At 73.4% G+C, this 23,263-nt stretch carries 22 protein-coding genes and 1 pseudogene; 14 read left to right on the forward strand and 9 right to left on the reverse strand.

From position 1 onward, the window contains the following. Positions 1 to 36: 36 nt before the first annotated feature. Genes AB0447_RS06430 through AB0447_RS06445 form a run of 4 tightly spaced genes read right to left on the reverse strand, consistent with a single transcriptional unit; the run spans position 37 to position 4,370 of the window. The gene (locus tag AB0447_RS06430; RefSeq protein ID WP_366475371.1) at positions 37 to 2,298 is read right to left on the reverse strand and encodes an acetate--CoA ligase family protein; all 2,262 of its coding nucleotides are present in this window, start codon (positions 2,296 to 2,298) and stop codon (positions 37 to 39) included. A gap of 1 nt (position 2,299) precedes the next feature. After that, positions 2,300 to 2,491 carry a ferredoxin gene (locus tag AB0447_RS06435; protein WP_366475372.1) on the reverse strand — a complete coding sequence of 64 codons (192 nt, stop codon included), beginning with the start codon at positions 2,489 to 2,491 and terminating at the stop codon, positions 2,300 to 2,302. Continuing rightward, complete coding sequence (locus AB0447_RS06440) at positions 2,488 to 3,900, reverse strand: NADH-ubiquinone oxidoreductase-F iron-sulfur binding region domain-containing protein (RefSeq protein ID WP_366475373.1); 1,413 nt, start codon at positions 3,898 to 3,900, stop codon at positions 2,488 to 2,490. The genes AB0447_RS06435 and AB0447_RS06440 overlap by 4 nt, the downstream gene beginning before the upstream one ends. Further along, the gene (locus AB0447_RS06445; RefSeq protein ID WP_366475374.1) at positions 3,897 to 4,370 is read right to left on the reverse strand and encodes a hypothetical protein; all 474 of its coding nucleotides are present in this window, start codon (positions 4,368 to 4,370) and stop codon (positions 3,897 to 3,899) included. The genes AB0447_RS06440 and AB0447_RS06445 overlap by 4 nt, the downstream gene beginning before the upstream one ends. A 215-nt stretch (positions 4,371 to 4,585) precedes the next feature. Here AB0447_RS06445 and AB0447_RS06450 point away from each other — a divergent pair, with 215 nt between their 5' ends. The 8 genes from AB0447_RS06450 to AB0447_RS06485 all read left to right on the forward strand — a co-directional run bounded on the left by AB0447_RS06450 (position 4,586) and on the right by AB0447_RS06485 (position 13,778). Then, the gene (locus AB0447_RS06450) at positions 4,586 to 5,761 is read left to right on the forward strand and encodes an aromatic ring-hydroxylating dioxygenase subunit alpha (protein ID WP_366475375.1); all 1,176 of its coding nucleotides are present in this window, start codon (positions 4,586 to 4,588) and stop codon (positions 5,759 to 5,761) included. A 119-nt stretch (positions 5,762 to 5,880) separates the two neighbouring features. After that, positions 5,881 to 7,014 carry a spermidine/putrescine ABC transporter substrate-binding protein gene (locus AB0447_RS06455; RefSeq protein WP_366475376.1) on the forward strand — a complete coding sequence of 378 codons (1,134 nt, stop codon included), beginning with the start codon at positions 5,881 to 5,883 and terminating at the stop codon, positions 7,012 to 7,014. Between the two features lies 1 nt (position 7,015). After that, positions 7,016 to 7,996 (forward strand): ABC transporter permease, encoded by a 981-nt coding sequence (locus tag AB0447_RS06460; RefSeq protein ID WP_366475377.1) that lies wholly within the window; start codon positions 7,016 to 7,018, stop codon positions 7,994 to 7,996. Continuing rightward, entirely contained in the window at positions 7,993 to 8,874 is an 882-nt protein-coding gene (locus AB0447_RS06465) for an ABC transporter permease (RefSeq protein ID WP_366475378.1), read from the forward strand. Before AB0447_RS06460 ends, AB0447_RS06465 begins: the two co-directional genes overlap by 4 nt. Next, on the forward strand, positions 8,871 to 9,962 hold the full coding sequence (locus AB0447_RS06470) for an ABC transporter ATP-binding protein (protein WP_366475379.1): 1,092 nt from the start codon (positions 8,871 to 8,873) through the stop codon (positions 9,960 to 9,962). Before AB0447_RS06465 ends, AB0447_RS06470 begins: the two co-directional genes overlap by 4 nt. 46 nt (positions 9,963 to 10,008) lie before the next feature. Then, on the forward strand, positions 10,009 to 11,325 hold the full coding sequence (locus tag AB0447_RS06475; RefSeq protein ID WP_366475380.1) for an NAD(P)/FAD-dependent oxidoreductase: 1,317 nt from the start codon (positions 10,009 to 10,011) through the stop codon (positions 11,323 to 11,325). 55 nt (positions 11,326 to 11,380) lie between these two features. Then, positions 11,381 to 12,721, forward strand: a complete 1,341-nt coding sequence (locus AB0447_RS06480; RefSeq protein ID WP_366475561.1) for an aldehyde dehydrogenase family protein — start codon at positions 11,381 to 11,383, stop codon at positions 12,719 to 12,721. Between the two features lie 220 nt (positions 12,722 to 12,941). Then, on the forward strand, positions 12,942 to 13,778 hold the full coding sequence (locus tag AB0447_RS06485; RefSeq protein ID WP_366475381.1) for a CAP domain-containing protein: 837 nt from the start codon (positions 12,942 to 12,944) through the stop codon (positions 13,776 to 13,778). 45 nt (positions 13,779 to 13,823) lie between these two features. Here AB0447_RS06485 and AB0447_RS06490 read toward each other — a convergent pair whose 3' ends face one another. Together AB0447_RS06490 and AB0447_RS06495 are read right to left on the reverse strand one after the other, a co-directional pair. Then, on the reverse strand, positions 13,824 to 15,119 hold the full coding sequence (locus tag AB0447_RS06490) for a HAMP domain-containing sensor histidine kinase (protein WP_366475382.1): 1,296 nt from the start codon (positions 15,117 to 15,119) through the stop codon (positions 13,824 to 13,826). Further along, the gene (locus tag AB0447_RS06495; RefSeq protein WP_366475383.1) at positions 15,116 to 15,805 is read right to left on the reverse strand and encodes a response regulator transcription factor; all 690 of its coding nucleotides are present in this window, start codon (positions 15,803 to 15,805) and stop codon (positions 15,116 to 15,118) included. Before AB0447_RS06495 ends, AB0447_RS06490 begins: the two co-directional genes overlap by 4 nt. A 36-nt stretch (positions 15,806 to 15,841) precedes the next feature. On the opposite strand from AB0447_RS06495, the gene AB0447_RS06500 reads away from it, so the two are divergent. The 5 genes and pseudogenes from AB0447_RS06500 to AB0447_RS06520 all read left to right on the forward strand — a co-directional run bounded on the left by AB0447_RS06500 (position 15,842) and on the right by AB0447_RS06520 (position 18,580). Next, positions 15,842 to 16,429, forward strand: a complete 588-nt coding sequence (locus AB0447_RS06500; RefSeq protein ID WP_366475384.1) for a hypothetical protein — start codon at positions 15,842 to 15,844, stop codon at positions 16,427 to 16,429. A 289-nt stretch (positions 16,430 to 16,718) separates the two neighbouring features. Continuing rightward, positions 16,719 to 17,468: a thioredoxin family protein gene (locus tag AB0447_RS06505; RefSeq protein ID WP_366475385.1), complete on the forward strand. Its 750-nt coding sequence runs from the start codon at positions 16,719 to 16,721 to the stop codon at positions 17,466 to 17,468. Beyond that, on the forward strand, positions 17,456 to 18,031 hold the full coding sequence (locus AB0447_RS06510) for a hypothetical protein (protein WP_366475387.1): 576 nt from the start codon (positions 17,456 to 17,458) through the stop codon (positions 18,029 to 18,031). Before AB0447_RS06505 ends, AB0447_RS06510 begins: the two co-directional genes overlap by 13 nt. A 14-nt stretch (positions 18,032 to 18,045) precedes the next feature. Beyond that, positions 18,046 to 18,234, forward strand: a pseudogene (locus tag AB0447_RS06515) (TlpA disulfide reductase family protein); the annotation flags it as partial. Then, a complete protein-coding gene (locus AB0447_RS06520) occupies positions 18,161 to 18,580 on the forward strand; it encodes a cytochrome c biogenesis protein CcdA (RefSeq protein ID WP_366475388.1) in 420 nt (139 codons plus the stop codon). The pseudogene AB0447_RS06515 and the gene AB0447_RS06520, both read left to right, overlap by 74 nt. A 12-nt stretch (positions 18,581 to 18,592) precedes the next feature. On the opposite strand, the gene AB0447_RS06525 is transcribed toward AB0447_RS06520, so the two are convergent. Beyond that, entirely contained in the window at positions 18,593 to 19,006 is a 414-nt protein-coding gene (locus tag AB0447_RS06525) for a Fur family transcriptional regulator (RefSeq protein ID WP_366475389.1), read from the reverse strand. 140 nt (positions 19,007 to 19,146) lie between these two features. Between AB0447_RS06525 and katG the strand changes: the two genes are divergently transcribed. Next, positions 19,147 to 21,378 (forward strand): catalase/peroxidase HPI, encoded by a 2,232-nt coding sequence (gene katG, locus AB0447_RS06530; RefSeq protein WP_366475390.1) that lies wholly within the window; start codon positions 19,147 to 19,149, stop codon positions 21,376 to 21,378. Between the two features lie 72 nt (positions 21,379 to 21,450). Here katG and AB0447_RS06535 read toward each other — a convergent pair whose 3' ends face one another. Both AB0447_RS06535 and AB0447_RS06540 read right to left on the reverse strand, forming a co-directional pair. Next, a complete protein-coding gene (locus AB0447_RS06535) occupies positions 21,451 to 22,335 on the reverse strand; it encodes an ABC transporter permease (RefSeq protein WP_366475391.1) in 885 nt (294 codons plus the stop codon). Continuing rightward, on the reverse strand, positions 22,332 to 23,252 hold the full coding sequence (locus AB0447_RS06540) for an ATP-binding cassette domain-containing protein (protein ID WP_366475392.1): 921 nt from the start codon (positions 23,250 to 23,252) through the stop codon (positions 22,332 to 22,334). Before AB0447_RS06540 ends, AB0447_RS06535 begins: the two co-directional genes overlap by 4 nt. Positions 23,253 to 23,263 lie beyond the last annotated feature (11 nt).

The raw sequence follows: 23,263 nt of genomic DNA on the forward strand, positions 1-23,263 counted from the left end.
TGTCCTCCGGGACGGGTGGCGGGTAGGGGGGAGCGGTCAGCCCAGGACGGCCCGTGCGTCCAGTGCCAGGGCGCCGTCCGGGCGCACCAGCAGGGGGTTGACCTCGATCTCGGCGATCTCCGGATGCGCGGCGGCGACGGTGGTGATGCGTTCGATCACGGCAGCCGCGGCGGCCACGTCCACGGCCGGCCGGCCGCGTACGCCCGCCAGCAGGGCGGCGGCCCGCAGGCTGCGCAGCAGGGCCTCGGCCCGCCGGGCAGGTACGGGAGCGAGCGAGAAGGCGACGTCGCGCAGTGTCTCGGTGAGGACACCGCCGAGCCCGACCAGGGCCACCGGCCCGAACCGCGGGTCCCGGTTCACGCCCACGATCAGCTCGATGCCGTCCGTGAGGTCGGCCATCGCCTCGACCGAGTAGGAGGGGGCGCCCAGCCGGGCGTGCATGTCCCGGAAGGCGGCGAGCAGCGCGTCCCGGTCGGCCAGGCGCAGGGCCACGCCGCCCGCATCGGACTTGTGCAGGAGGTGCAGGGCCTTCAGTACGTACGGGCCGTCGAACTCCGCGGCCGCGGCCAGGAGTCCGGCCTCGTCGGTGACCTCACGGGCCGCGGGGAACGGCACCCCGCCGTCGGCCAGCAGGGCGCGGACCCCGTGGTAGCCCGGGTCGCCGAGTGCGACCGCGGCGGCGGGCAGCGGGGCGATGCCCGGGGCGGGCCGCGGCGCGGTCATGGCGGCCAGGGCGCGGGCCGCATCCTCGGTGGCCTCGTACACCGGCACGCCGGCCGCGGCCAGCACCCGGCAGCTGGGCGAGGCCGGGTACATGGACTGCACGACCAGGGGCTTGGGGACGGCCGCCAGGCGGACGGCGATGGCGCGGCCCGCACGGATCTCCCCGGCGGCGAGGCTGTCCGGGGCGGCCGGGGCGGGCGGAGCTGCCGGGGCGGCGGCCGTCGGGACGGCCGGCGCGGGGCTCCCGGGGAGGTCCCGGGAGGGCGCGGGGGCTGCGGGGGCCACCGGGTCGTCGTCCCCGGCTGTCGCGGTGCTTGCGGTGCTTGCGGTGCTTGCGGTGCTCGCGGTGCTCGCGGTGCTTGCGGTGCCGCGCTCGGCGCGGGCGGGCGCGCCGCCGCCCAGGCCGCCCTCGGCAGCCGCGTACCCGCCGAAGTAGCCGGTCATCAGGACGGCGTCCACCTCGCCGGCGTCGAGCAGGGCGGTCACCGTACGCGCGTAGGAGTCGGGATCCTGCTCGCCCATGCCGGCCAGGTCGACCGGGTTGGAGACGGAGGACTGCGCCCAGAGCACCCGTTGCAGCCGTTCCCGTACCGGGGCGCCGAGTTCGGGGACCTCGAGGCCCACGGCCTCGGCGGCGTCGGCGGCCACCGCACCGTGACCTCCGCCGTCCGTGAAGACCGCGGTACGCCGCCCCTTCCCGCGGACCCCGGAGCCGAGGGCGGCGAGGACGACGGCCATCTCGCGGGGGGTGGCGACCAGTTCGATCCCGGCGTCGCGGCAGGCCGCGGCCACCACGTCGGCGGAGGTGGTGAGGGCGCCGGTGTGCGAGCGGGCGCTGCGGGCGGAGGCGGTGCCGCGGCCGGCGCTGAGCAGGACCATCGGCTTGCCGGCCGCCGCCGCGGCGTGCATCAGGGCGCGGCCGTCACCGAAGTCCTCGGCGTAGACGGCGATGGCGCGGGTGCCCTCGTGCCGGGCGCAGTCCTCGACCAGGTCGACGAGGGTGACGTCGGCCTGGTTGCCGAGGGAGACGAACCGGGAGAACCCGACACCGTGGGGTGCGCAGCGCAGTTGGAGCTCCAGGGCGAGGTTGCCGCTCTGGCTGAGCAGGGCCACGCCCCCGGGGGCGAAGGCGTCGGAGGCGAGGAAGAGCTCGGTGGTGTTGTCGGTGATGCCGAGGCAGTTGGGGCCGACGAGGACGGCACCGGCGGCGCGGATCCGGTCGGCCACGGCGCGCTGGCGGACCAGGCCGATCGGGCCGGTCTCGGCGAATCCCGCGGTGATGGCGACGATGGCGCGGGCCCCGCAGGCCAGGGCGTCGTCGACGGCGGCCTCGAAACCGGCGCCGGGGACGGAGATCACCACCAGCTCGACGGGTTCGCCGATCTCGGCGAGGGACGTGGCCGCCGTCCGGCCGAGGACGGTGCCGCCGCGCCGGTTCACCAGGTGCACGGGCCGCCGGCCGGGGGCGCGCAGCGCCTGGGAGGCCACCGCGTGACCGTACTTCGCCGGGTCGTCGCTGGCGCCGACCACGGCGACGGAGCCGGGGTCGAAGAGCGCGGTGAGGTCGCGTCCCATGTCACTTCTCCACGCGGAGGGCGGAGTTGGGGCAGCTCTCGGCGCAGGCACGGGCCGTTTCCTCGGCACCGGACGGGACGACGACGGCGATGAGCTTCGCGTAGCCCCATTCGTCGAGTTCGACGAGGCCGGGTGCGTGTTCCTGGCACAGGCCGTAGCCCTGACAGCGGGTGGAGTCCAGCAGGAGTTTCACGGTGTTCCTTTCAGCGCGGGCAACGGGGTGCGGGGCGGGGCGGCCGGAGCCTGGGCCAGGTCCTGGGCGGGGGCCCGGGTGGGGGCGGGGCGCGCGGCCGGGGTGCCTGGGCAGGGGGCTGCGGCGACCTCCGGTACGGGCACGGCCAGGCGCCGGCGGCCGTCCGCGGCCGTGGCGGCCGCGCACATCGGGCACGGTGTGCCGAGATGGGAGCGGACGAGCCGGGGGAAGGCGCGGAGCAGGCTCCCCGCGATCCCGGCGGCGGCGTCGAGCAGGCCGCAGGCGCCCCGCCCGGGCAGGCCCCGCGACCAGCGGTGCAGGCTGTCGGCGGTGTCCGGCCCGGCGGTCCCGGCGGCGAGGGCGTACAGCGCGTCGCCGACGGCTCGGGTGCCGGAGACGCAGACCCCGCACTGGCGGGAGCTCTCGGCAGCGAGATGGCCGGCCGCGTCGGCGGCCGCGGTCACGGGGCAGGTATCGGGGGAGAGGAAGCGGATCGCACCGCAGCCCAGGGCGGTGCCGGCGGCGGCGAGCACGTCGGGTTCGAGGAGGAGGGCGTCGAGGGCGGCGGCGTCGACGAGCCCGCCGAACAGCCCGCCCATCAGGGCTCCGGCGGCCTCCCCGGTGCCGTGCAGGGCTGCCAGGGTACGCAGGGGGGTGCCGTACGGGACTTCGGTCAGCAGCGGGGCGCCGGGCCCGCCGGACAGCGTCACCAGGGTGCAGCGGGCGATGCGTTCCCGCAGGTCGGGCCGTGCGGCGGTGAGGGCGATACGGGCGAGGGTCTCGACGTTGCAGACCAGGGTCGGCGCGCCGCCGACCCCCTGCTCGAAGGGGCGGGGCGGTTTGGCGGCCGGCAGGGCCGGTCCGCCGTCGATGCGGCGGACGACCGCGGTCTCCTCGCCGGCGACATAGGCGTGGGGGGTTTCGACGACTTCGACGGGCAGCGGCGGCTCCCGTTCGGCGAGGGCCGCGCGGACGCGGGCGCCCGCTTCCGGGTCCGAGAGGTAGACGTAGCCGCGTACGGCGCCGGTGATCGAGGCCGCGTGGGCGAGGCCGTCGAGGACCAGGTGGGGCCGGGCCCGCAGGAGCCAGCGGTCCTTGGCCGAACCCGGCTCGCCCTCCTCGCCGTTGGCCACCACGACCGGGGCGCCACGCGGGTCGGGGACACCGCGGTCGCCGACACCGCGGAGGCCGCGGTCGCGGACGGCGCGCAGCTTGACGGCGGCCGGGAAGCCCGCCCCGCCGCGGCCGCGCAGTCCGGATGCGGCGAGGTGGTGGAGCAGCTCGTGGGGGCCGGTGGCATCGGCGTAGCCGCCGGTGGCCCGGTACGCCGCGGCGCTTTCGGCCGCGTCCGGCGCGGCTCCGAGGACGGAGCCCGGTGGCTCTGCCGTCAGGGATCGGATCGTCGTCATCGGCCGCCTCCTTTCCGGGTTTGGGTACGCAGGGTCCGTACCGCGTGTTCGAGTGCTGTGCGGTCCCCGGCGGTGCGGCCGTATTCGCTTCCCGGGAGGCCGATGAGCATGCGGTGGTGGTCGAGTACCACCTCGCCGGCGAGCAGTGCGGCCGCCCGGTCGGCCGGCCGGGTCCCTTCGGCTCCGGCGGCCACGGAGGTCACCAGGTCGGTGACCTCGGCGAGGTAGCGGAGCCAGCTGTGCCGGCTGCCGCGCAGGACCAGGCGTTCCACGCGGCGCCGCTCGGCGGCCGCCAGCTCCGCCTGCTTTGCCAGCTCTACCTGCTTTGCCGGCCCTGCCTGCTCTGCGAGCTCTGCAGGCTTCGTGGGCGAACGGGGCGACGAGGCGCGCAGGACGGCGACCGCCGCGGGCAGTTCCCGCTCCGGTTCGGGGGTGAGTCCGAGCCAGTCCAGACGCCGACGACCGCTCATGCGCGCCTCCGGGAGCGATTGCTGACCGATCGGTCAGCCATAAATCACGCTAGCTGACCGATCGGTCAGCGTACAAGTCTTGACCCGGCGGAAATCAGCCAGCAATCTGACTGTCCAATCGGTCAGCGTGGTCCCGGCCTCCGCCCCGACCCCCTGTCCGCCGCTGGGTCGCCTCGACACCCGTCGCCGCCACCACGGCATGGAGGAGTCACCCGATGCAGTCCAGAGCCCCCGGAACACCACTCGACCCGTCAGGCCGGGACACCACCGGCCAGGACATGCCCGGGCCTGCGCTTCCGGCCCGCTACTACACCGATCCCGACACCGCCGCCGCGGAGATGCGGCACGTCTTCGCCGGGTCCTGGCAGGTCGTCGGCCACGAATCCGACCTGCCGAACCCGGGGGCCCGGCTCGCCGCCCGGGTCGCGGACCGCGAGGTCCTGGTGGTCCGCACCGAGGACGGCGGCCTGGCCGCCCACCTGAACGTGTGCCGCCACCGCGGAACGCGCCTGGTCACCACCCCCGAACCGGCCGGCAAGGCGATCCGGTGCCCGTACCACGGCTGGACGTACCGCCTCGACGGAAGCCTCGTCGGCGCCCCGGAAGCACGGCAGATCCCCTGCCTCGACAAGCCCGGCCTCGGCCTGCTCCCGGCTCGCGTCGAATCCTTCCTCGGCTTCGTCTTCGTCACCCTCGACCCCGATGCCGTACCGCTGGCGAAGAGTTGCGCCGGCCTCGCCGAGGCGGTCGGCCACTACGCCGGAGCCGACCTGGTACCGGTCGGCCGCAGCCGGATCCACGACCTGGCCGGCGCCGAAGTGCAGGAAGCCAACTGGAAGGTGGCCGTCGACAACTACCTGGAGGGCTACCACGTCCCGGTCGCCCATCCCGGGCTGATGCGGCTGCTCGACTACCAGGGCTACACCTGCCGGATCGAGGAGTCCTACGCCCTGTTCGCCTCGCCGCTCAGGGACAAGCCGTCCTCCAACTGGGCAGAACGCCTCTACCAGCGCATCGCCGCCCCCATGCCCGGCCTCGCCGAGGCCGACCGCCGGGTCTGGCGGTACGCGGTGATCTACCCCAACACCCTCCTCGACTTCTACCCCGACCACGTGCTGGCGTGGACCGCGATCCCCACGGCGGTGGACCGGGTGGCCGTGCCCGGCGCCTTCTACACCCGGCGCGGCACCGGTCTGCGCACCCGGCTCGCCCGCCGCCTGAACATGCACATCGGCTGGATCACCAACGACGAGGACGCCGAACTGGTCGCCCGCGTGCAACAGGGGCTCTCCACCCCCGGGTTCGAGCCCGGGCCCCTGTCCCGCCGCGAGTCGGCGGTCGGCTGGTTCGCCGGCCGCATCCGCGCGGACCTCGACGCCGCGTCGCCCTGACCCGTCCCGGCCGTACCCAGAACGAAAGCCATCCGCGCGCGCGAGGCACCACACCGACCGCGCTCCGACGCACCGCTCGTTCCCCGCCGTCCCCCCGCGGCCCTACGGAGAGGACACCGATGTCCCCCGAGGCACTCCCCCCGTCCCGACGATCGTTCCTCCGCGCCGGCACCGCCGCGGCCCTCGGCCTCTCGGCGGCCGGCTGCGGATTCGCAACCGGCGACGACCCGGCCGGCACAACAGCCGCCGCCGCAACGCCGATCGACGTCAAGGTCGACGGCGACCTGGTCTATTTCAACTGGGCGGACTTCGTCGATCCCGCCGTCTTCGAGGGCTTCGCGAAGGAGTACGGCGTCAAGGTCGTGCAGTCGAACTTCGACTCCATGGAAGGCATGGCCGCCAAACTCAACGCCGGAAACCGCTACGACATCATCTTCCCCACCGCGAAATGGGCGGAGCGCCTCGCCGCCGGAGGCCGGCTCCGCGCCATCGACCACACCCGGCTGAAGAACGCCGAGGCCGTGTTCGGCAGTTACGACTACTTCGCCGACCCCTGGTACGACCCCGGCTCCGCCCACACCGTTCCCTTCACCATGTACAAGACCGGCATCGGCTGGCGCCGGGACCGGCTCGGCGACCTGACCGGCTCCTGGGACGACCTGTGGAACGACCGGGCCAAGGGCAAGGTCTTCGTCCTCGACGACCGCGACGAGGTACTCGGCATGGGCGCCCTCAAGCTCGGTCTCGACCTCACCACCGGCGACCCGGGCGATCTCGCACGCGTCACCGACACCCTGCACACGCTCCGCCCCCGCCTGCGCGGCTTCTCCAGCGACAGCTACAACAACCTGCTCAACGGCAACGCCGACATGACGCAGGCATGGAGCGGGGACATGGCCGCCATGCTCGCCCAGGCGAAGGACCCCTCCGTCTACGGCTTCGAGACCGCCAAGGAGGGCGCCCCCGTCAACTCCGACTGCTACGCCATCCCCGCCAACGCGCAGCACCCCGGCACCGCGATGCTGTTCATCGACTACATGCTCCGCCCGGAGAACGTGAAGAAGAACATCGAGTACATCGGCTACCCGATGCCGGTCCGCGGCAGCGAGGACACCTACACGGCGCTCGTGGAGCCCTTCCCCCAGTGCCTGGTGACCGCGGCCGACCTCAAGGACGACCGCTTCTTCCGCAACGGCACCGCGAAGGGCGAGCAGGCCCGCGACGCCGCCTGGACCGACGTGAAGGCCGGCTGACATGGCACGACGCGACCGACCCGGGGCGCAGGTGGAGGCGGGGGCCCAGGCCCAGCCCCAGGCCCAGGCCCCGGCCCAGCCCCAGGCCCAACCCCAGCCCCGGGCACAGGTGCAGACCCGGGCGGAGGCCCAGGCCCAGGGCAGGCTGTGGACCTGGCTCATGCTCCCCGGCACCCTGTGGATGACCGGCTTCCTCCTCGCCTCCCTCCTCCTGGTGGCCACCCTCGCGCTCGGCACCACCGACCCGCTCGGAAACCCGCGCTTCGGGCTCAACTTCGACAACTTCGCCGCACTGGCCGACCCGGCCTACAGCACCGTCCTGCTGCGCTCCCTCGGCTATGCGCTGATCACCTGCGTCATCTGCCTGGCCGTGGCCTACCCGGTCGCGTACGCCATCGCGCTGCACGGCGGACGCTTCAAGAACCTGCTGATCGCCGCGATCGTCGTCCCGTTCTTCGCCAACTACCTGGTCCGGATGTACGGCTGGTCCGTGGTCCTCTCCGACGACGGGCCGCTGCTGAGGGCCCTGCGCGCGATCGGCGTCGCCGACGGCGGCACCAGGATCCTCCAGACCGGCGCGGGCGTCATCGCCGGACTCGTCTACGGCTTCGTCGTCTTCATGATCATCCCGCTGTACGCGGCTCTGGAGCGCATGGACACCTCGCTCATCGAGGCCGGACGCGACCTCTACGGCGGCCCCCTGCGGACGTTCCTCTTCGTCACGGTCCCCGCCACCCGGCAGGGAGCGGCCGCCGGCTGCGTCCTCGTCTTCCTGCCCGCCATGGGCGACTTCGTCAGTGCCCAGCTCATGGGAGGCCCCGACCAGATCATGATCGGCAACCTGATCCAGGACAAGTTCTTCCAGGGCCAGAACTGGCCGCTCGGCTCCGCCCTGACCATGCTGCTGATGGCGGTCCTCTTCCTGGGGATGCTCGGCTACCTGCGGCGCACCCGCAAGGACGAGACGGAGGCGGCCCGATGACACCCCGCCCGCACCCGCACCCGCACCCTCGCCCCCGCCCCCGCCCGCGCCTGCGGCGGCCGCGCCGCGGAGCCGAGCGCCGACCCCGCTTCGCCATCGCGGTCACCGCGGTCTTCTTCGCGCTCCTCTACCTCCCCGTCGGCGTCGTCGTCCTCTTCTCCTTCAACGCGCAGAAGTCCCTCACCGTCTTCGAGGGGGCGAGCCTCCGCTGGTACCGGGCGTTCCTCCGGGACGACGTGCTCCTCGACTCGCTCGGCATGAGCCTGCAGGTGTCCCTGGTCGCCATGGCCGGCTCGCTGGTCCTCGGCGTGGCCCTGGCCCTGGGCCTGGTCCGCAACCGGGGCCGCCTCGGCTCCTTCGCGGGCCTGGTCATGCTCGTCCCGCTGATCACTCCGGAGATCGTCACCGGGGTCGCGGCGATGCTGCTCTTCAAGGGCCTGGGCATCACCCTGTCCACCACCACCGTGATGCTCGCCGAGATCACCTTCTCCATCTCCTACGTGACGGTCATCCTGCGCTCCCGCATCGCCGCCCTCAACCCCGAGGTCGAAGAGGCCGCGATGGACCTCGGCGCCACCCGCCGGCAGGCGCTCCGCCTGGTCACCCTGCCCGCCCTGCTCCCCGGCATCCTCGCCTCGGCAGTCCTGATCTTCGCCCTCGTCTTCGACGACTTCGTCCTCGCCTACTTCACCACCGGCGTCGATCCGCAGCCGCTGTCCGTACGCATCTACTCGGCGATCAGGTTCGGCGTGCAGCCCACCATCAACGCCGTCGGCACCCTGATGCTCGCCGGATCCATCGGGCTCATCGTCCTCGCGCTCGCCATCCCGCGCCTGTTCGGCCGCCGTGGCGGCCTCGACCTGCTTTCCGGGAAGTGACAATCGTGCAGCACCCCAACCCCTCCGTCCGGCTCGACCGGGTCGGCAAGCGGTACCCCGGCTCCGCGGACGGCTACGCCGTCCACGGCGTCACCCTCGACATCGCCGCGGGCGAGTTCTTCTCCCTCCTCGGCCCCTCCGGCTGCGGCAAGACCACCCTGCTCCGCATGATCGGCGGCTTCGCCGATCCCACCGAGGGCAGCGTCCTGCTCGACGGCGAGGACGTCACCGGCCTGCCGCCCGACAAGCGCAACGTCAACACCGTCTTCCAGAGCTACGCCCTCTTCGACCACCTCTCGCTGGCCGACAACGTGGCCTTCGGCCTCAAACGCAAGGGCGTCCCCCGCGCCGAAATCCGCGAGCGCGTCACCGACATGCTCGACCTCGTCCAGCTCGGAGCCCTGGCCGGCCGCAAGCCGCCGACGCTCTCCGGTGGCCAGCGGCAGCGCGTCGCCCTCGCCCGCGCCCTGGTCAACCGCCCCCGAGTACTGCTGCTCGACGAGCCGCTGGCCGCCCTCGACCTGGGACTGCGCCGCCGGATGCAGGTCGAGCTCAAGCAGATCCAGCGCGAGGTCGGCATCACCTTCGTCTTCGTCACCCACGACCAGGACGAAGCCCTGACCATGTCGGACCGCCTCGCCGTCATGAACGAGGGCCGCATCGAGCAGTGCGGAACCCCGGAGGACGTGTACGAGCGCCCGACCAGCAGCTTCACCGCCTCCTTCATGGGCACCTCCAACCTCGTCCCCGGCACCTACCGTTCCGGCCGGGTCGTCCTCGACCAGGGCCCCGCCCTGCCCGTCGGCCCCCGCTCCGGCGTCCCCGAAGGCAGCCGGGTCAACCTCTCGATCCGCCCCGAGAAGATCTGGCTCTCCGACTTCGAACCGGGCATGGCCCAGGTGCGCGGAGTCATCCGGGAGACCGTCTACTCCGGCCCGACCACCACCTACCTCATCGAACTGGCCCCCGGCGTCACGGTGTCCGTCCTGGAGCAGAACACCGTCCGCTCCCGCATGGAGGACCGCTGGAGCGGCGGCGAGCAGGTCGAGATCGGCTGGAAGCCCGAACACTGCCTGGTCCTCGACTGACCCGCGCCCCCCGCCGCCGTCCCGCACCGATGGGAGGAACACCCCCATGAACCACGACGTCATCGTGCTCGGCGCCGGGCTGGCCGGGCTTGCCGCCGCACGCGACCTGGCCGCGGGCGGCGCCGACGTCCTCGTCGTCGAGGCCCGCGACCGGGTCGGCGGACGCGTCGAGCAGACCGCACTCCCCGACGGCCGGCTGGTCCAGCTCGGCGGAGAAGTGGTGGGCCGGGCGCACACCGCCTACACGGCCCTGGCCGCCGAACTCGGCCTGACCCTGGTCCCCAGCTACGTCGCCGAGCCCGGCGCCCTCACCCGCGCCACCCCCGAAGGGATCTCCGCCGGGGACCCGCCCCACTGGTTCGGCCCCGGCGACGACGCCCGTCACGCCGAAGTCACCGTCGCCTTCACGGCGCTGGCCCGGACCGTCGACCCGGCCGACCCCTGGTCCCACCCCGAGGCAACGGCCCTCGACCGCCTCTCCGTCGGGGACTGGCTGCGCTCCCGGGGCGCCACACCGGCCGTCGTACGCCTCTGGGAGATCGGCCAACTCGCCCTCGCCGACGGCTCCTGCGAACGCACCTCGCTGCTCGCCGCCCTGCGCAAGCACGCCGCCGTACCGGGCCCCGCCCCCTACGCGTACGAGGCATGGGAGGGCCTGCGGGTCGCCGAGGGATCGGCGACCGTGGCCCTGCGCATGGCCGACGCCCTCGGTGGGCGGATCCGTACGGGCTCACCCGTCGAGGCGGTCACGGTACGACGGCCCGGCCGCTGCTCGGTACGCCTGGCGGGCGGCGAGACCCTGACCGCCGATGCCGTGGTCAGCGCCCTCCCGGTGGGCCCGCTCCGCTCCGTCGCCGTCACCGGCGTCTCCGACGAACGCCTCGCCGCACTGCACCGTCAACGCCACGCCCTGGCAGCCAAGTTCACCGCCGTCTACGACAAGCCGTTCTGGCGCGACCGCGGCCGCAGCGGCCTCTCCGAATGCGAAGGGGTCCTCGGCAGCACCTGGCCGCAGAGCGAGGGCATCCTCTCCGCCCTCGTCCCGCCCGAGCGGTACGGCGTCCTGCTCGGCACGCCCGCCCCGCTGCGCACCCGTGAACTCCTGGCCGACATCGCCCGCCTCTACGGCGACGAGGCACACCGGCCGCTCGCCACCCACCTGCGCCTGTGGGGCACCGACCCGTGGACCCAGGGGTACGTCACCCAGTGGACCCCCGGCGACGTCATGGCCGTCGGCCCCCGGCACGGCACCCACGAACCGCCCTTCTACGTCTGCGGATCCGACCAGTGGGTGGCCGGCTACATGGAAGGCGCCGTACGCACCGGACGCGACGCGGCCACGGAGGCGCTGCGCCGTGGCTGACACCCTGCACAACCACATCGGGGGAGCGGAGCGCCCCGCCGCCTCCGGGCAGACGATGCCGCTCGTCGACCCCGCCACCGGCCAGGTGCACGGATACGCCCCGCGCTCCGGCCGCGCCGACACCGACGCCGCCTGCGCGGCCGCGGCAGCGGCGTTCCCGCACTGGTCCACCACCAACCCGGGCACCCGGCAGCGCGCCCTGCTCGGCATCGCCGACGCCATCGAGGCCCACGCCGACGACCTGGTGGCCGCCGAGAGCGCGGACACCGGCAAGCCGCCGGACCGGTTCCGGAACGACGAACTGCCCGCCATCGTCGACACGGTCCGGTACTTCGCCGGGGCCGCCCGGAACCTGCCGGGAGCCGCCGCGGCCGAGTACACCGAGGGCCGCACCTCCCTGCTGCGCCGCGAACCGGTCGGCGTCTGCGCCCAGATCACCCCCTGGAACTACCCGCTGATGATGGCGGCCTGGAAGATCGCCCCGGCGATCGCCGCCGGGAACACGACCGTGCTCAAGCCGGCGGACACCACCCCGTCCTCGTCCGCCCTGCTGGCCCGGATCGCAGCCCCGCACCTGCCGCCGGGCGTACTCAACGTCGTCTGCGGGGACCGCGACACCGGCCGGGCGCTCACCGGGCACCGGAACGTCGCCCTGATCGCGGTCACCGGCAGCGTACGGGCGGGCCGGGAGATCGCGGCCGCCGCGGCGGCCGGCCTCAAACGGGTCCACCTGGAGCTCGGCGGCAACGCCCCGGCCATCGTCCACGAGGACGTGGACGTCGCGGCCACCGCCGCGGCCCTCGCCGAGGTCGCCTACTACAACGCCGGCCAGGACTGCACCGCACCCACCCGCCTGCTGGTCCACCACCGTGTGCACGACGCGTTCCTCACGGCCTTCGCCGCGGCCGCGGCGTCGGCCCCGTACCGCGAGGCAGCCTTCGGCCCCCTCAACAACGCCACCCAGCTCGCCTCCGTGCAGGCCCTGTTGAACCGCCTGCCCGCCCACGCAGAGATCGTCACCGGCGGCACGCGGATCCCCCGCCCCGGCTTCTTCCATCCGGCCACCGTCGTCGCCGGCGTCCGCCAGGACGACGAGATCGTGCAGGAGGAGACCTTCGCGCCGGTGGTGACCGTGCAGTCGTTCACCGACGAATCCGAGGCCCTGCACCTGGCCAACGGTGTCTGCTTCGGCCTCGCCGCGAGCGTGTGGACCACGGACCACGACCGCGCGATGCGGGCCACCCGGGCCCTGCACACCGGCATCGTCTGGGTGAACACCCACGGCACCACCGTCTCCGAGATGCCGCACGGCGGGGTCAAGCACTCGGGCTACGGCAGCGACCTCTCCCTCTCCGGGCTGCTGGACTACACCCAGGCCAAGCACGTCATGCTGTGAACACCGAAGGCCCCCCGCCCGCCAGCTCGCCGGCCTCGGCGCAACCTGCCCGCGAAACCTGAGGCGACTCTGCGGGAAGTTCTAAGGCTTCTTTAACTGCACCCCTCAGGCGGCCTTCCCGCCGGTTGCCCGACCTACTCTGGGCTCCGCATCGTACGGCGGCCCGCAGAGTCCGCCGGCCTCCCCACACCAGTCCTCCCTCCTGTGAGGTGCCACGCCCATGACCCCCGGCCGCCCCGAGTCCTCCCGATCCGACCTCCCGACCCGCTCCCGCTCCCGCATCCGCAGCCGGCGGCAGCGACGCGTACGGGTGGCGCTGGCCGCCGGCCTGCTCGTCGGAACGGCAGCGCTCGGAGTGGCCGTGGCCCACGACGGCGGGGACCGCAGCCCCGCTGCCGCCCGGCCCACGCCCCCGGCTGACCAGGGCACTCAGGCGGCAACCGGTACCCCCGAGGCCGGTGTCACCGCCTCCGTCCAACAGGCCCCGCTCGCCTCCCCGTCGGCCACCACACCCAACGGCACCACGTCGCCGAGCCGGACTCCGGCCACCGCACGGCCCACCGAGGACGCCCGCGACCAGCCGTCGCCCCGCCCGACCGGCACGCCGTCCAAGAGCCGCCCCACCGCCACGGCCCGGCCGGCCGGCACCAAGCCCGCGGGCGGTGGAACGGCGGACAGCGCGGAAGCCACCGTGCTCACCCTCGTGAACCAGCACCGCCGGGAAGCCGGCTGCGCGCCGCTGACGACCGACCCCGACCTGGTGGAGGCGGCCCGCGCCTACAGCGCCACCATGGCCAAGTCCGGCGTCATGTCCCACACCGGGCCGGACGGGTCCACGATGACCACCCGGGTCGAGGCGGCCGGGTACTCCTGGAGCCGGCTGGGCGAGAACATAGCCCAGGGACAGCGGGACGCGCGGGCCGTCGTGGACGCGTGGATGAAGAGCCCCGGCCACCGCGCCAACATCCTCAACTGCGGGTTCACCGAGATCGGCGTGGGCGTCGACCGAGGTGCCGGCGGCCCGTGGTGGACGCAGAACTTCGGGGCGCCCCGCTAAGCCCTGTCGTCAAAGTCCCGCCTGGCCCGCGACGCCCGGCACCCCCTAGGGGGTGTCCGAAGGCTCGGCCAGGGCGAAGGCCACCCGCACCCGGGCGCCGCCCATCGGGGCCCGGGCGATCTCCACGGGTTCCGCCGCCGCGCGACCCGCGATGTCCAGGCCCAGCCCGGTGGAGCCCGCGACGCTCACCCCGCGGGCCCGGGCCCGGTCGGGTTGCGCCACCCCGGGACCCGCATCGTCCACCGTGAGCAGCACGCGGGTCTCCGTACGCTCCACCCGGACGCCGAAGGCCGTCCCCTGCGGGGTGTGCCGGAAGACGTTGCCGACCAGGGCGTCGACCACCGCGGCGACCTCGTCCTCCGCGATCCGCACGGGCGTGGGCCGAGGAGTGGCGGACCGCTCGCAGGAGCGCCCCTGCTGCCGTGCGAGCACCGACCAGAACTCCAGGCGCCCCAACACCACTTCGGACACGTCGCACCCGGCGTGCCCCGCGCTCACCGGGACAGCGGCCAACGGGGCCCGCGCCGTGGTGATGATCTCGTCCAGCTGCTGCTCCAGGGCGTTGACCGCGGCAGTGATCCGGTGCCCGCCCGGGGTCCTTTCGAGCCGCTCGGCCTCCAGGGTCAACGCGGTCAGCGGCGTCCGCAGCCGGTGGGAGAGGTCGGCCACCAGCTCCCGTTCGAGCGCCAGCAGCCGTACGACCCGGTCGGCCATGGTGTTGAACGCCGCACCCGCCTCCTGGAGCTCGGGCGGACCGTCCGGTTGCACCCGGACCTCCAGGTCCCCCGACCCCAGCGCCAGCGCGGCCGCGGACAGGCTCTTCGAAGAGCGCACCACCCGTGCCCCCAGCCGGTCGGCCACCAGCACGGAACCTCCGACCAGCCCCACCGCGACGAGCAGCATCACGCCCCAGGAGACCAGGACTCCGCGTTCGAGCTCCTCGCCCGGCACGAAGGCCTCGACCACCGCCACCCGGTCCTGCGGCAGTACGACGGGCTGGAGGTAGACCCAGCCGTCGGCGAGCTCCAGGGCGAGGGTCTCCCGGTCGCGTGCCGCTCCGGCGAGCGCCGCCGTATCGGCGTGGAGCGTGCCCACCGCACCGCCGTCGGGGAGGCGGACGGCGAGCCGGCCGGCCGGATCCAGTTCGAAGGCCGCCTGCCGGACATCCTGCGGACGGGTGGTCAGGGCCAGGACGGGGGAGAGCGCGGCCGCGCGCTGCTCGGCCGCCGTGGTCACCCGGTCCCGGGCCTGTTCGCGTACGAGCATGGCCAGCGGGATCAGGAAGGACAGCGCGACCATCGCGGTGGCGGCCAGTGCGATGCCGGTCAGGGTCCGTCTCACGGAGTGCTGACCAGCTTGATCCCGATGCCGCGCACCGTGTGCAGGTAGCGGGGGCGCGCCGCGCGTTCGCCCAGCTTCCGGCGCAGCGCCGAGAGGTGGACGTCGATCGTCGGCTCCTCGAGGTAGGGCTGCCGCCAGACCTCGGTCAGGATGCGTTTGCGGGACAGCACCTGGTCGGCGTGCTCGGCCAGGTAGGCCAGCAGGTCGAACTCCCTGCGCGTCAGCACCAGCTCCGCGCCCGCCAGGTGTGCGGTTCGGGCGGTGCGGTCGATCGTGAGGTCCGCGACCCGCAGCACGTCCCGCCGGGCGACCGGACCGGAGGCCGCCTGGGAGCGGCGCAGGACGGCCGCGATCCGCGCGGCCAGCTGCCCCGCGGAGTAGGGCTTGACGAGGTAGTCGTCCGCGCCGGAGTTGAGCAGCCGGATGATCTCCGCGTCGTCGTCGCGCGCGGTGGCCACCAGGATCGGCACCCGGGAGACGCCCCGGGCCATGCGCAGGACGTCCAGGCCCCCCAGGTCGGGCAGGCCCAGGTCGAGGACGACGACGTCCGGAGCACCTTCGGTGATCTCCCGCAGGGCTTCGAAACCGTAGGCGGTCGTCCGGACGGTGTGTCCGTGTGCGCCGAGTGCCTCGATGAGGGCGGTGCGTATGACGGGGTCGTCCTCGACGACCAGTACGGAGGCCATGGGCAGGCACGTTAGCGCGTCCGTCACCATGGTGTCGTGCCCCGCCTCCTGCGCTACCTGATCATATGGCTGACCTGCACGGCGGCGAGCGTCGCGGTCGTGACGCTCGCCGCCCGCTTCGTCGTCGGCTCCACCCGGCCCACCGCGCCGGTGGCACAGTCGGCCCAGGAAGACATATCGGGCGGCCCTTCCGCCGTGCCGTCGGCAACCCGGTCCGGGCCGGCCGCGACGGGGGAACCCGGTCCGCAGCGGACCGCGAAACCGGCGGCCGCACCGACACCGTCGAAGCCCACCCGGACCGCCCACCCCGCGCCCACCACCTCCCGGAGCGGCGGCGCCACGCCCGCCGCACCCGGTTCCGCCGGTCCCGATCCGGAATGCGCCCCGGGCGGGGCGGGCACCCACACCGTCCCCTCGCAAGGCGGCAAGGCGACCGTGCGCTACGGCAGTCGGGCGGTCTGCCTGATCTCGGCGGTACCGCACCAGGGCTACAGCGTGAAGACCCGTCAGGTCAGCGCGCAGACACTCGTCGTGACCTTCACCGGCGCCTCGCACCGCTCGGAGATCACCGCGACCATCACCCCCACGGCCCGGGCGAGCGTCCGCGAGACCTCCTCGCCCTGACCGGGGGCCCCGGACCGGGCCTGCCTTGGGGCGATTTGCCCGAGCCGAAACCGTGGCCGGCCCAATGCCTTCCTTAGGGCTTCTTGAAGAGCCACCGCCACGCCCCCGAACAGCGGATTCGGTTCCTATGCTCGCGACCGGCGACAGGAACCGAGCGCACCCGGCCCACGGCCGACCGGGCTCCGGGGAACCGCCCCCGCCCTGCCGCCCCCGCCCCGTTCCGGCCCCGCTGTGCGCGCCGCTACGGGCGGGTCCCGCAAGTCACGGATCCATGTGAGGTGGCACCACCATGAGTTCTCGCAACCGGGCACTGCCCCTGCTCCTGACGGCCGGCTTCGCCGTCACCACCCTGACCGGGTGCAACGGTTCGGACTCCACCCGGTCCGTGAGCGCCTCGGTCGCACAGGCCTCGCCCGGCGCGGCGGCCACCACGGCCGACGCGGAGGCCGGCGGCCCTTCGACGGCAGCATCGGCCTCGCCCGCACCGAGCGCCCCGGCCAACGGGACCACCGCTCCCTCCGGTTCGGCATCAGCGCGGCCCGGCGCAACCCGGCAGCCGGGCACGAACGGCACGAACGGCACGTCGAAGCCGTCGCAGAGCCCCCGCAAGCCCGGCGCCCCCACGTCGCAGCCGCCCTCCGGCGGCCAGGCACCCAAGCCCGGCTACCCGGCCGGCAGCGGTGAGAAGGCCATAGCGGCAGCCCTTCAGGCGGCCAAGGCCGACGGCAAGGAGGTTCTCCTGGACTTCGGCGCCAACTGGTGCGGCAACTGCAGGGCCGCCGACAAGGCGTTCGCGACGCCCTCGGTCGCCGGCATCCTGAACGACTCGTACCACCTCGTCAAGATCGACATCGGGGGCCAGGATTCGGCTAACTTCGCCCAGCTGCGCAAGTACAGCAGCGGCGGCGGCAGCTACAAGATGCCGGTGCTCATCGTGGTCTCGCCCTCCGGCCAGGTGCGGACGGACACCCACGCCACCGGCAACCCCCAGCTCACCGTGGACGGCCTGAGCGCCTTCCTGCGTACGTGGGCCAAGTGAGGCGGCCGCCGGGAGCACGCCGGGCAGCCCTGCTGTCCGCCGCCCTGCTGTCCGCCGCCCTGCTCCTCACCCTGGCGGCCTGCACCGGCGAGGACGACGACCGGGCGGCGGACGCCCCCTCCGCCTCGTTCACCGCGAACGGCGTGGCGGTCACCCTCCGGGTGACCGCCTGGGACGGCCGGCACGGCACGCTCACGGCCGACTTCGTGCCCCAGGAGCCCGGCTTCCACCTCTACAGCGTCGACCTACCGCCGGAGGGGATCGACGGCATCGGCCGGCCCACGTCCGTCGCGGTCCTCGGTTCCCTGCGTGCCCACGGGAAGTTGACCGCCGACGCACCGGTGCGGCGGATTCCCAGTCCCGGAACCGAGGAGACCCTGCCGGTCTACCCGGACGGGCCGGTCACCACCACGCTGCCCCTGACGGCCGACGGGCCCGGTCCGGCATCCGTGTCCGTCGGCTACGCACTGTGCAACGCCACCGAGGGGTGCATGCTCCCGGTCGACGACCACCGAGTCCCCCTGACCGTGACCGAGCAGGGCATCTCGTTCACCGGCAACTGAACCCCTCTCCGCTCGTGGTCAACATCTGGGCCTCGTGGTGCGGCCCCTGCCGGTCCGAGGCCCAAGCACTCGAAGAGGTGCACGAGGGGACCGCCGCCTCCGGCGTACGCTTCCTCGGCATCAACACGCGTGATCCGGACGTCGGAGCGGCCCGCTCCTTCGTGGCCGCCCACGGCCAGGGATTCCCCAGCATCCACGACCCCCGCGGGGCATTGCCCCTGCTCTTCCCGGCGGGGACGCGGTCAACCCGCAGGCCGTTCCGGCCACCGTGGTGATCTCCTCGCCTGGAACGAGGCGAGCGCCGGCCGCGGGGCCTTCCTGATGGCGGCCTACTGCCTGGGACTGGGACTGCCGTTCGTGTGCGCGGCCTTGGCCTTCCGCCGGGCACTCGACGCGTTCGGCTGGGTCAAACGGCACTACGTCTGGGTGCTGCGCACCGGCGGCGGGATGCTCGTGCTCGTCGGCGTGCTCCTGGCCTGCGGGATCTGGAGCGACCTGGTGTACGTGCTCCAGCGGTGGGCGGCGGACACCGGCGGCGCAGCGCTCTGAGCCGCCCGCGGGTCAGGAGCGGGCGCAGTCGGGGCACACGCCGCGGTAGGTCACCTCGGCCTGGGAGACGGTGAAGCCGAAGCGTTCCGAGGCGGGCAGGTCGGCCAGCGGGTCGCCGGCCGGGCGGACGTCCCGGATGGTGCCGCAGCCCGAGCACACCAGGTGCTGGTGCGGCCGATGGGCGTTCGGGTCGTAGCGCTTGGCGCGGCCGGTGGAGACCTCGACCACCTCGCCGAGCGAGACGAGCTCACCGAGGGTGTTGTAGACCGTCGCCCGGGAGATCTCCGGCAGCCGGGCGGCGGCGCGTTCCAGCACCTCGTCCGCGGTGAGGTGGACGTGCTCGCCGTCGAGCACCTCCGCAACCACCCGTCGCTGGGCGGTCATCCGCCAGCCACGCTCGCGAAGCCGCCCCAGCAGATCGCTCATTGCCACCCCGCCTCACTGTGTCTGTGCACCGTCTGACGAACGAATTCGTCCGAGTCTGGTTCTCTCATTGACTTGGACTAGGTCCATCGTAGGATCGGTTCCGGCGACAACCAAGGGACAGGACAACAGCAGGGATGCCCATGCCTGAGAACCATGATGCAATCGTCACCGACCCCCGGCCGGAAGGCGAAGGCGGCTGCCCCGTTGCGCACGGGCGCGCCCCGCACCCCACGCAGGGCGGCGGAAACCGCCAGTGGTGGCCGGAACGGCTCAACCTGAAGATCCTCGCCAAGAACCCGGCCGTGGCCAACCCGCTCGGCGGGGACTTCGACTACGCGGCGGCGTTCAACTCCCTCGACCTCCCGGCCGTGAAGCGGGACATCGAGGAGGTGCTGACCACCTCGCAGGACTGGTGGCCGGCCGACTTCGGCCACTACGGCCCCTTCATCATCCGGATGGCCTGGCACAGCGCGGGCACGTACCGGATCAGCGACGGCCGCGGCGGCGCCGGCGCCGGCCAGCAGCGCTTCGCCCCCCTCAACAGCTGGCCGGACAACGCCAACCTCGACAAGGCGCGCCGCCTGCTGTGGCCGGTCAAGAAGAAGTACGGCCAGAGCCTCTCCTGGGCCGACCTCATGATCCTCTCCGGCAACGTCGCCCTGGAGTCGATGGGCTTCGAGACCTTCGGCTTCGGCGGCGGCCGTGCGGACGTCTGGGAGCCCGACGAGGACGTCTACTGGGGTCCCGAGACCACCTGGCTCGACGACGAGCGCTACACCGGCGACCGGGAGCTGGAGAACCCCCTCGGCGCGGTCCAGATGGGCCTCATATACGTCAACCCGGAGGGCCCGAACGGCAACCCGGACCCGCTCGCCGCGGCCCGCGACATCCGTGAGACCTTCCGCCGGATGGCGATGAACGACGAGGAGACGGTCGCCCTGATCGTGGGCGGCCACACCTTCGGCAAGACCCACGGAGCGGGCCCGTCGGACCACGTCGGCGACGACCCCGAGGCCGCCTCGCTGGAGCAGCAGGGCCTGGGCTGGAGCAGCACCTTCCGCACCGGCAAGGGTGCCGACACGATCACCAGCGGTCTCGAAGGCACCTGGACGAACACCCCGGTGACCTGGGACAACAGCTTCCTGGAGATCCTGTTCGGCCACGAGTGGGAGCTGTTCGAGAGCCCCGCCGGCGCACAGCAGTGGCGGCCGAAGAACGGCGCCGGGGCCGGCACCGTGCCCGACGCCCACGACCCGTCCAAGAGCCACGCCCCGACGATGCTGACGACCGACCTCTCGCTCCGGTTCGACCCGGCGTACGAGCAGATCTCGCGGCGCTTCCTCGAGAACCCCGCAGAGCTCGCGGACGCCTTCGCCCGCGCCTGGTTCAAGCTGACCCACCGCGACATGGGCCCGGTCGTGCGCTACCTCGGTCCGGAGGTCCCGTCCGAGACGCTGCTGTGGCAGGACCCCCTGCCCGCGGTGACGCACGAACTCGTCGACGCCGGCGACATCGCCACCCTCAAGAGCCGGATCCTCGACTCGGACCTCACGGTGTCCCAGCTCGTGTCCACCGCCTGGGCTTCGGCCTCCTCCTTCCGCGGCAGCGACAAGCGCGGCGGCGCCAACGGCGCGCGCATCCGCCTCCAGCCGCAGAGCGGGTGGGAGGTCAACGAGCCCGACCAGCTGGCGGTGGTGCTGCGCACCCTGACCGGGATCCAGGAGGCCTTCAACACCGCCCAGACCGGCGGCAAGCGGATCTCCCTCGCCGACCTGATCGTGCTGGCCGGTGCCGCCGCCGTCGAACAGGCCGCCAAGGACGCCGGCTTCGACATCGAGGTCCCGTTCACGCCGGGCCGCGTCGACGCCTCGCAGGAGCAGACGGACGTGGAGTCGTTCGCCGCGCTCGAGCCGACCGCCGACGGCTTCCGCAACTACCTCGGGAAGGGCAACCGGCTGCCGGCCGAGTACCTGCTGCTCGACCGGGCGAACCTGCTGAACCTGAGCGCCCCCGAGCTGACCGTCCTCGTCGGCGGCCTGCGCGTCCTGGGCACGAACCACCAGCAGTCGCCGCACGGTGTGTTCACCGCCGCCCCCGGGACGCTGACCAACGACTTCTTCGTCAACCTGCTCGACCTGGGCACGACGTGGAAGGCGACGTCCGAGGACCGGAACACCTTCGAGGGGCGCGACGCGGCCACCGGCCAGGTCAAGTGGACGGGCACCCGCGCCGACCTCGTCTTCGGCTCCAACTCCGAACTGCGCGCGCTCGCGGAGGTCTACGCGAGCGATGACGCGAAGGAGAAGTTCGTGAAGGACTTCGTCGCGGCGTGGGACAAGGTCATGAACCTGGACCGGTTCGACCTCGTGTGATCACGACGTCCGGGCCGGCCCGCCCCGGCCGGCCCGGACGTCCTCACCGGCTCGCCCGGGGCCCGGGCCGGCTCACACGTCGCGGCGGTGCACGACGGCCACCGCGACGCATGCCGCGACGAGCGACCACGCACCGAACACGATCCACGCCTCGGCCACCGACACCGGGTACTTGTCCACCCCGTAGTCCCGCGTCGGGTTCTGGACCAGGGCGTGCCATGCGGTGAGCGGCATCGCGTTGCCAATCTCCTTGACCCACCGGTACGTCTCGCCCCCGAAGAGCGACGGCAGCATCAGCAGCACGCCGACCACCGCCACGATGCTGCCCGCCGCGTGCCGGACCAGGGCGCCGAGAGCCATCCCGACGAGGGCACACAGCGGGGCGAGCAGCGCGGAGGCGGCGACGGCCCGCAGGGCGCCCGGGTCGCCGATGGACACGCCGTGGTGGTCGCGCAGGATCGCCTGGGTCACCCCGAACGAGGTGACCGCGACGACGGCGCCGAGGACGAGCATGACCGCCGCCATGACGGTCACCTTGGCCGCCATCACCGCACGGCGCGCGGGGACGGCGGCGAAAGTGGTGCGGATCAGCCCGGTGGTGTACTCGCCGAACACCGCGATGGCACCCACGCTGCCGGCGATCACCATGAGGAGTTGCCAGGCCGGGTCCACGAAGGCGGTCGCCAGGGGATCGAACAGCATCTCGGGCCCGTCGGTGAACCCGGGCGGCGGGGCGGGCGGCAGTTCGGGCTGGTGCGCCAGCCGGTCGGCATTGGACCGGGCCGAGTTCACGTTGATCCCGATGACCGCCGGCGGGCCGAGTCCGAGGACCCAGTAGGTGGAGCGCAGCGACCACAGTTTGATCCACTCGGCGGTGAGGAGATCCCGGAACCGGGCCCGCGGGTCGGGGGTGGTCGCGTACATCTCCGGTCCGGACACCGACCGTGTGGTGGTCATCGTGCTCCTCCTGCTTCTCCTGCGCCGTATTCGACGCTGTCGGCGGTGAGTCCCATGAAGGCCTCTTCCAGGGAGGCGGCCCGGGGAGCGAGTTCGTGCAGCAGGACGCGGTGGTGGAAGGCGAGTTCGCCGATGCGCTCCGCACCCAGGCCGGTCACCGTGCACGAGCCGTCGTCCTCCTCGCGGACGACCGCCCCCTCCGGGCCGAGGACGGACGTCAGTCCGGCGACGTCGGGCGTACGGACGGTCACGCTCGACCGGGTGCCGCGTGCCGCGAACTCCGCCAGGCTCTCGGCGGCGATCAGCTCGCCCCGGCCGATGACGACCAACTGCTCGGCCGTGTGCTCCATCTCGCGCATCAGATGGCTGGAGACCAGCACCGTACGGCCCTCCGCGGCCAGCCGCCGGAAGAGGCCGCGCACCCACAGCACGCCCTCCGGGTCCAGCCCGTTGAGCGGCTCGTCGAACAGCAGGACGGGCGGGTCGCCGAGCAGCGCGGCGGCGATGCCGAGCCGCTGCTTCATCCCGAGCGAGAACCCCCCGATGCGGCGCGGGGCGGCGGCTGCGAGCCCGACCTCCTCCAGTACCTCGTCCACCCGGCGCCGCGGCAGCCCGTTGCTGTGCGCCAGCGCGGACAGGTGCGCCCGTGCACTGCGTCCGCCGTGGACGTCGTGGGCGTCGAGCAGTGCCCCGACGTGCCGCAGCCCCCGCGGGCGCCCCCGGAACGGCTGCCCGCCGACGGTGACGGTGCCGCTGCTGGGGTCGTTCAGGCCGAGGATCATCCGCAGCGTGGTGGACTTGCCGGCGCCGTTCGGGCCGAGGAACCCGGTGACGTGGCCGGGGCGGACGGTGAAGGTCAGGCCGTCGACGGCGGTGGTGGCGCCGTATCGCTTCGTCAGTTCGTTGACTTCGATCACCAGGCCACGGT

The organism is Streptomyces sp. NPDC051211 (assembly GCF_040689505.1).
In the GTDB taxonomy this organism is placed as follows: domain Bacteria; phylum Actinomycetota; class Actinomycetes; order Streptomycetales; family Streptomycetaceae; genus Streptomyces.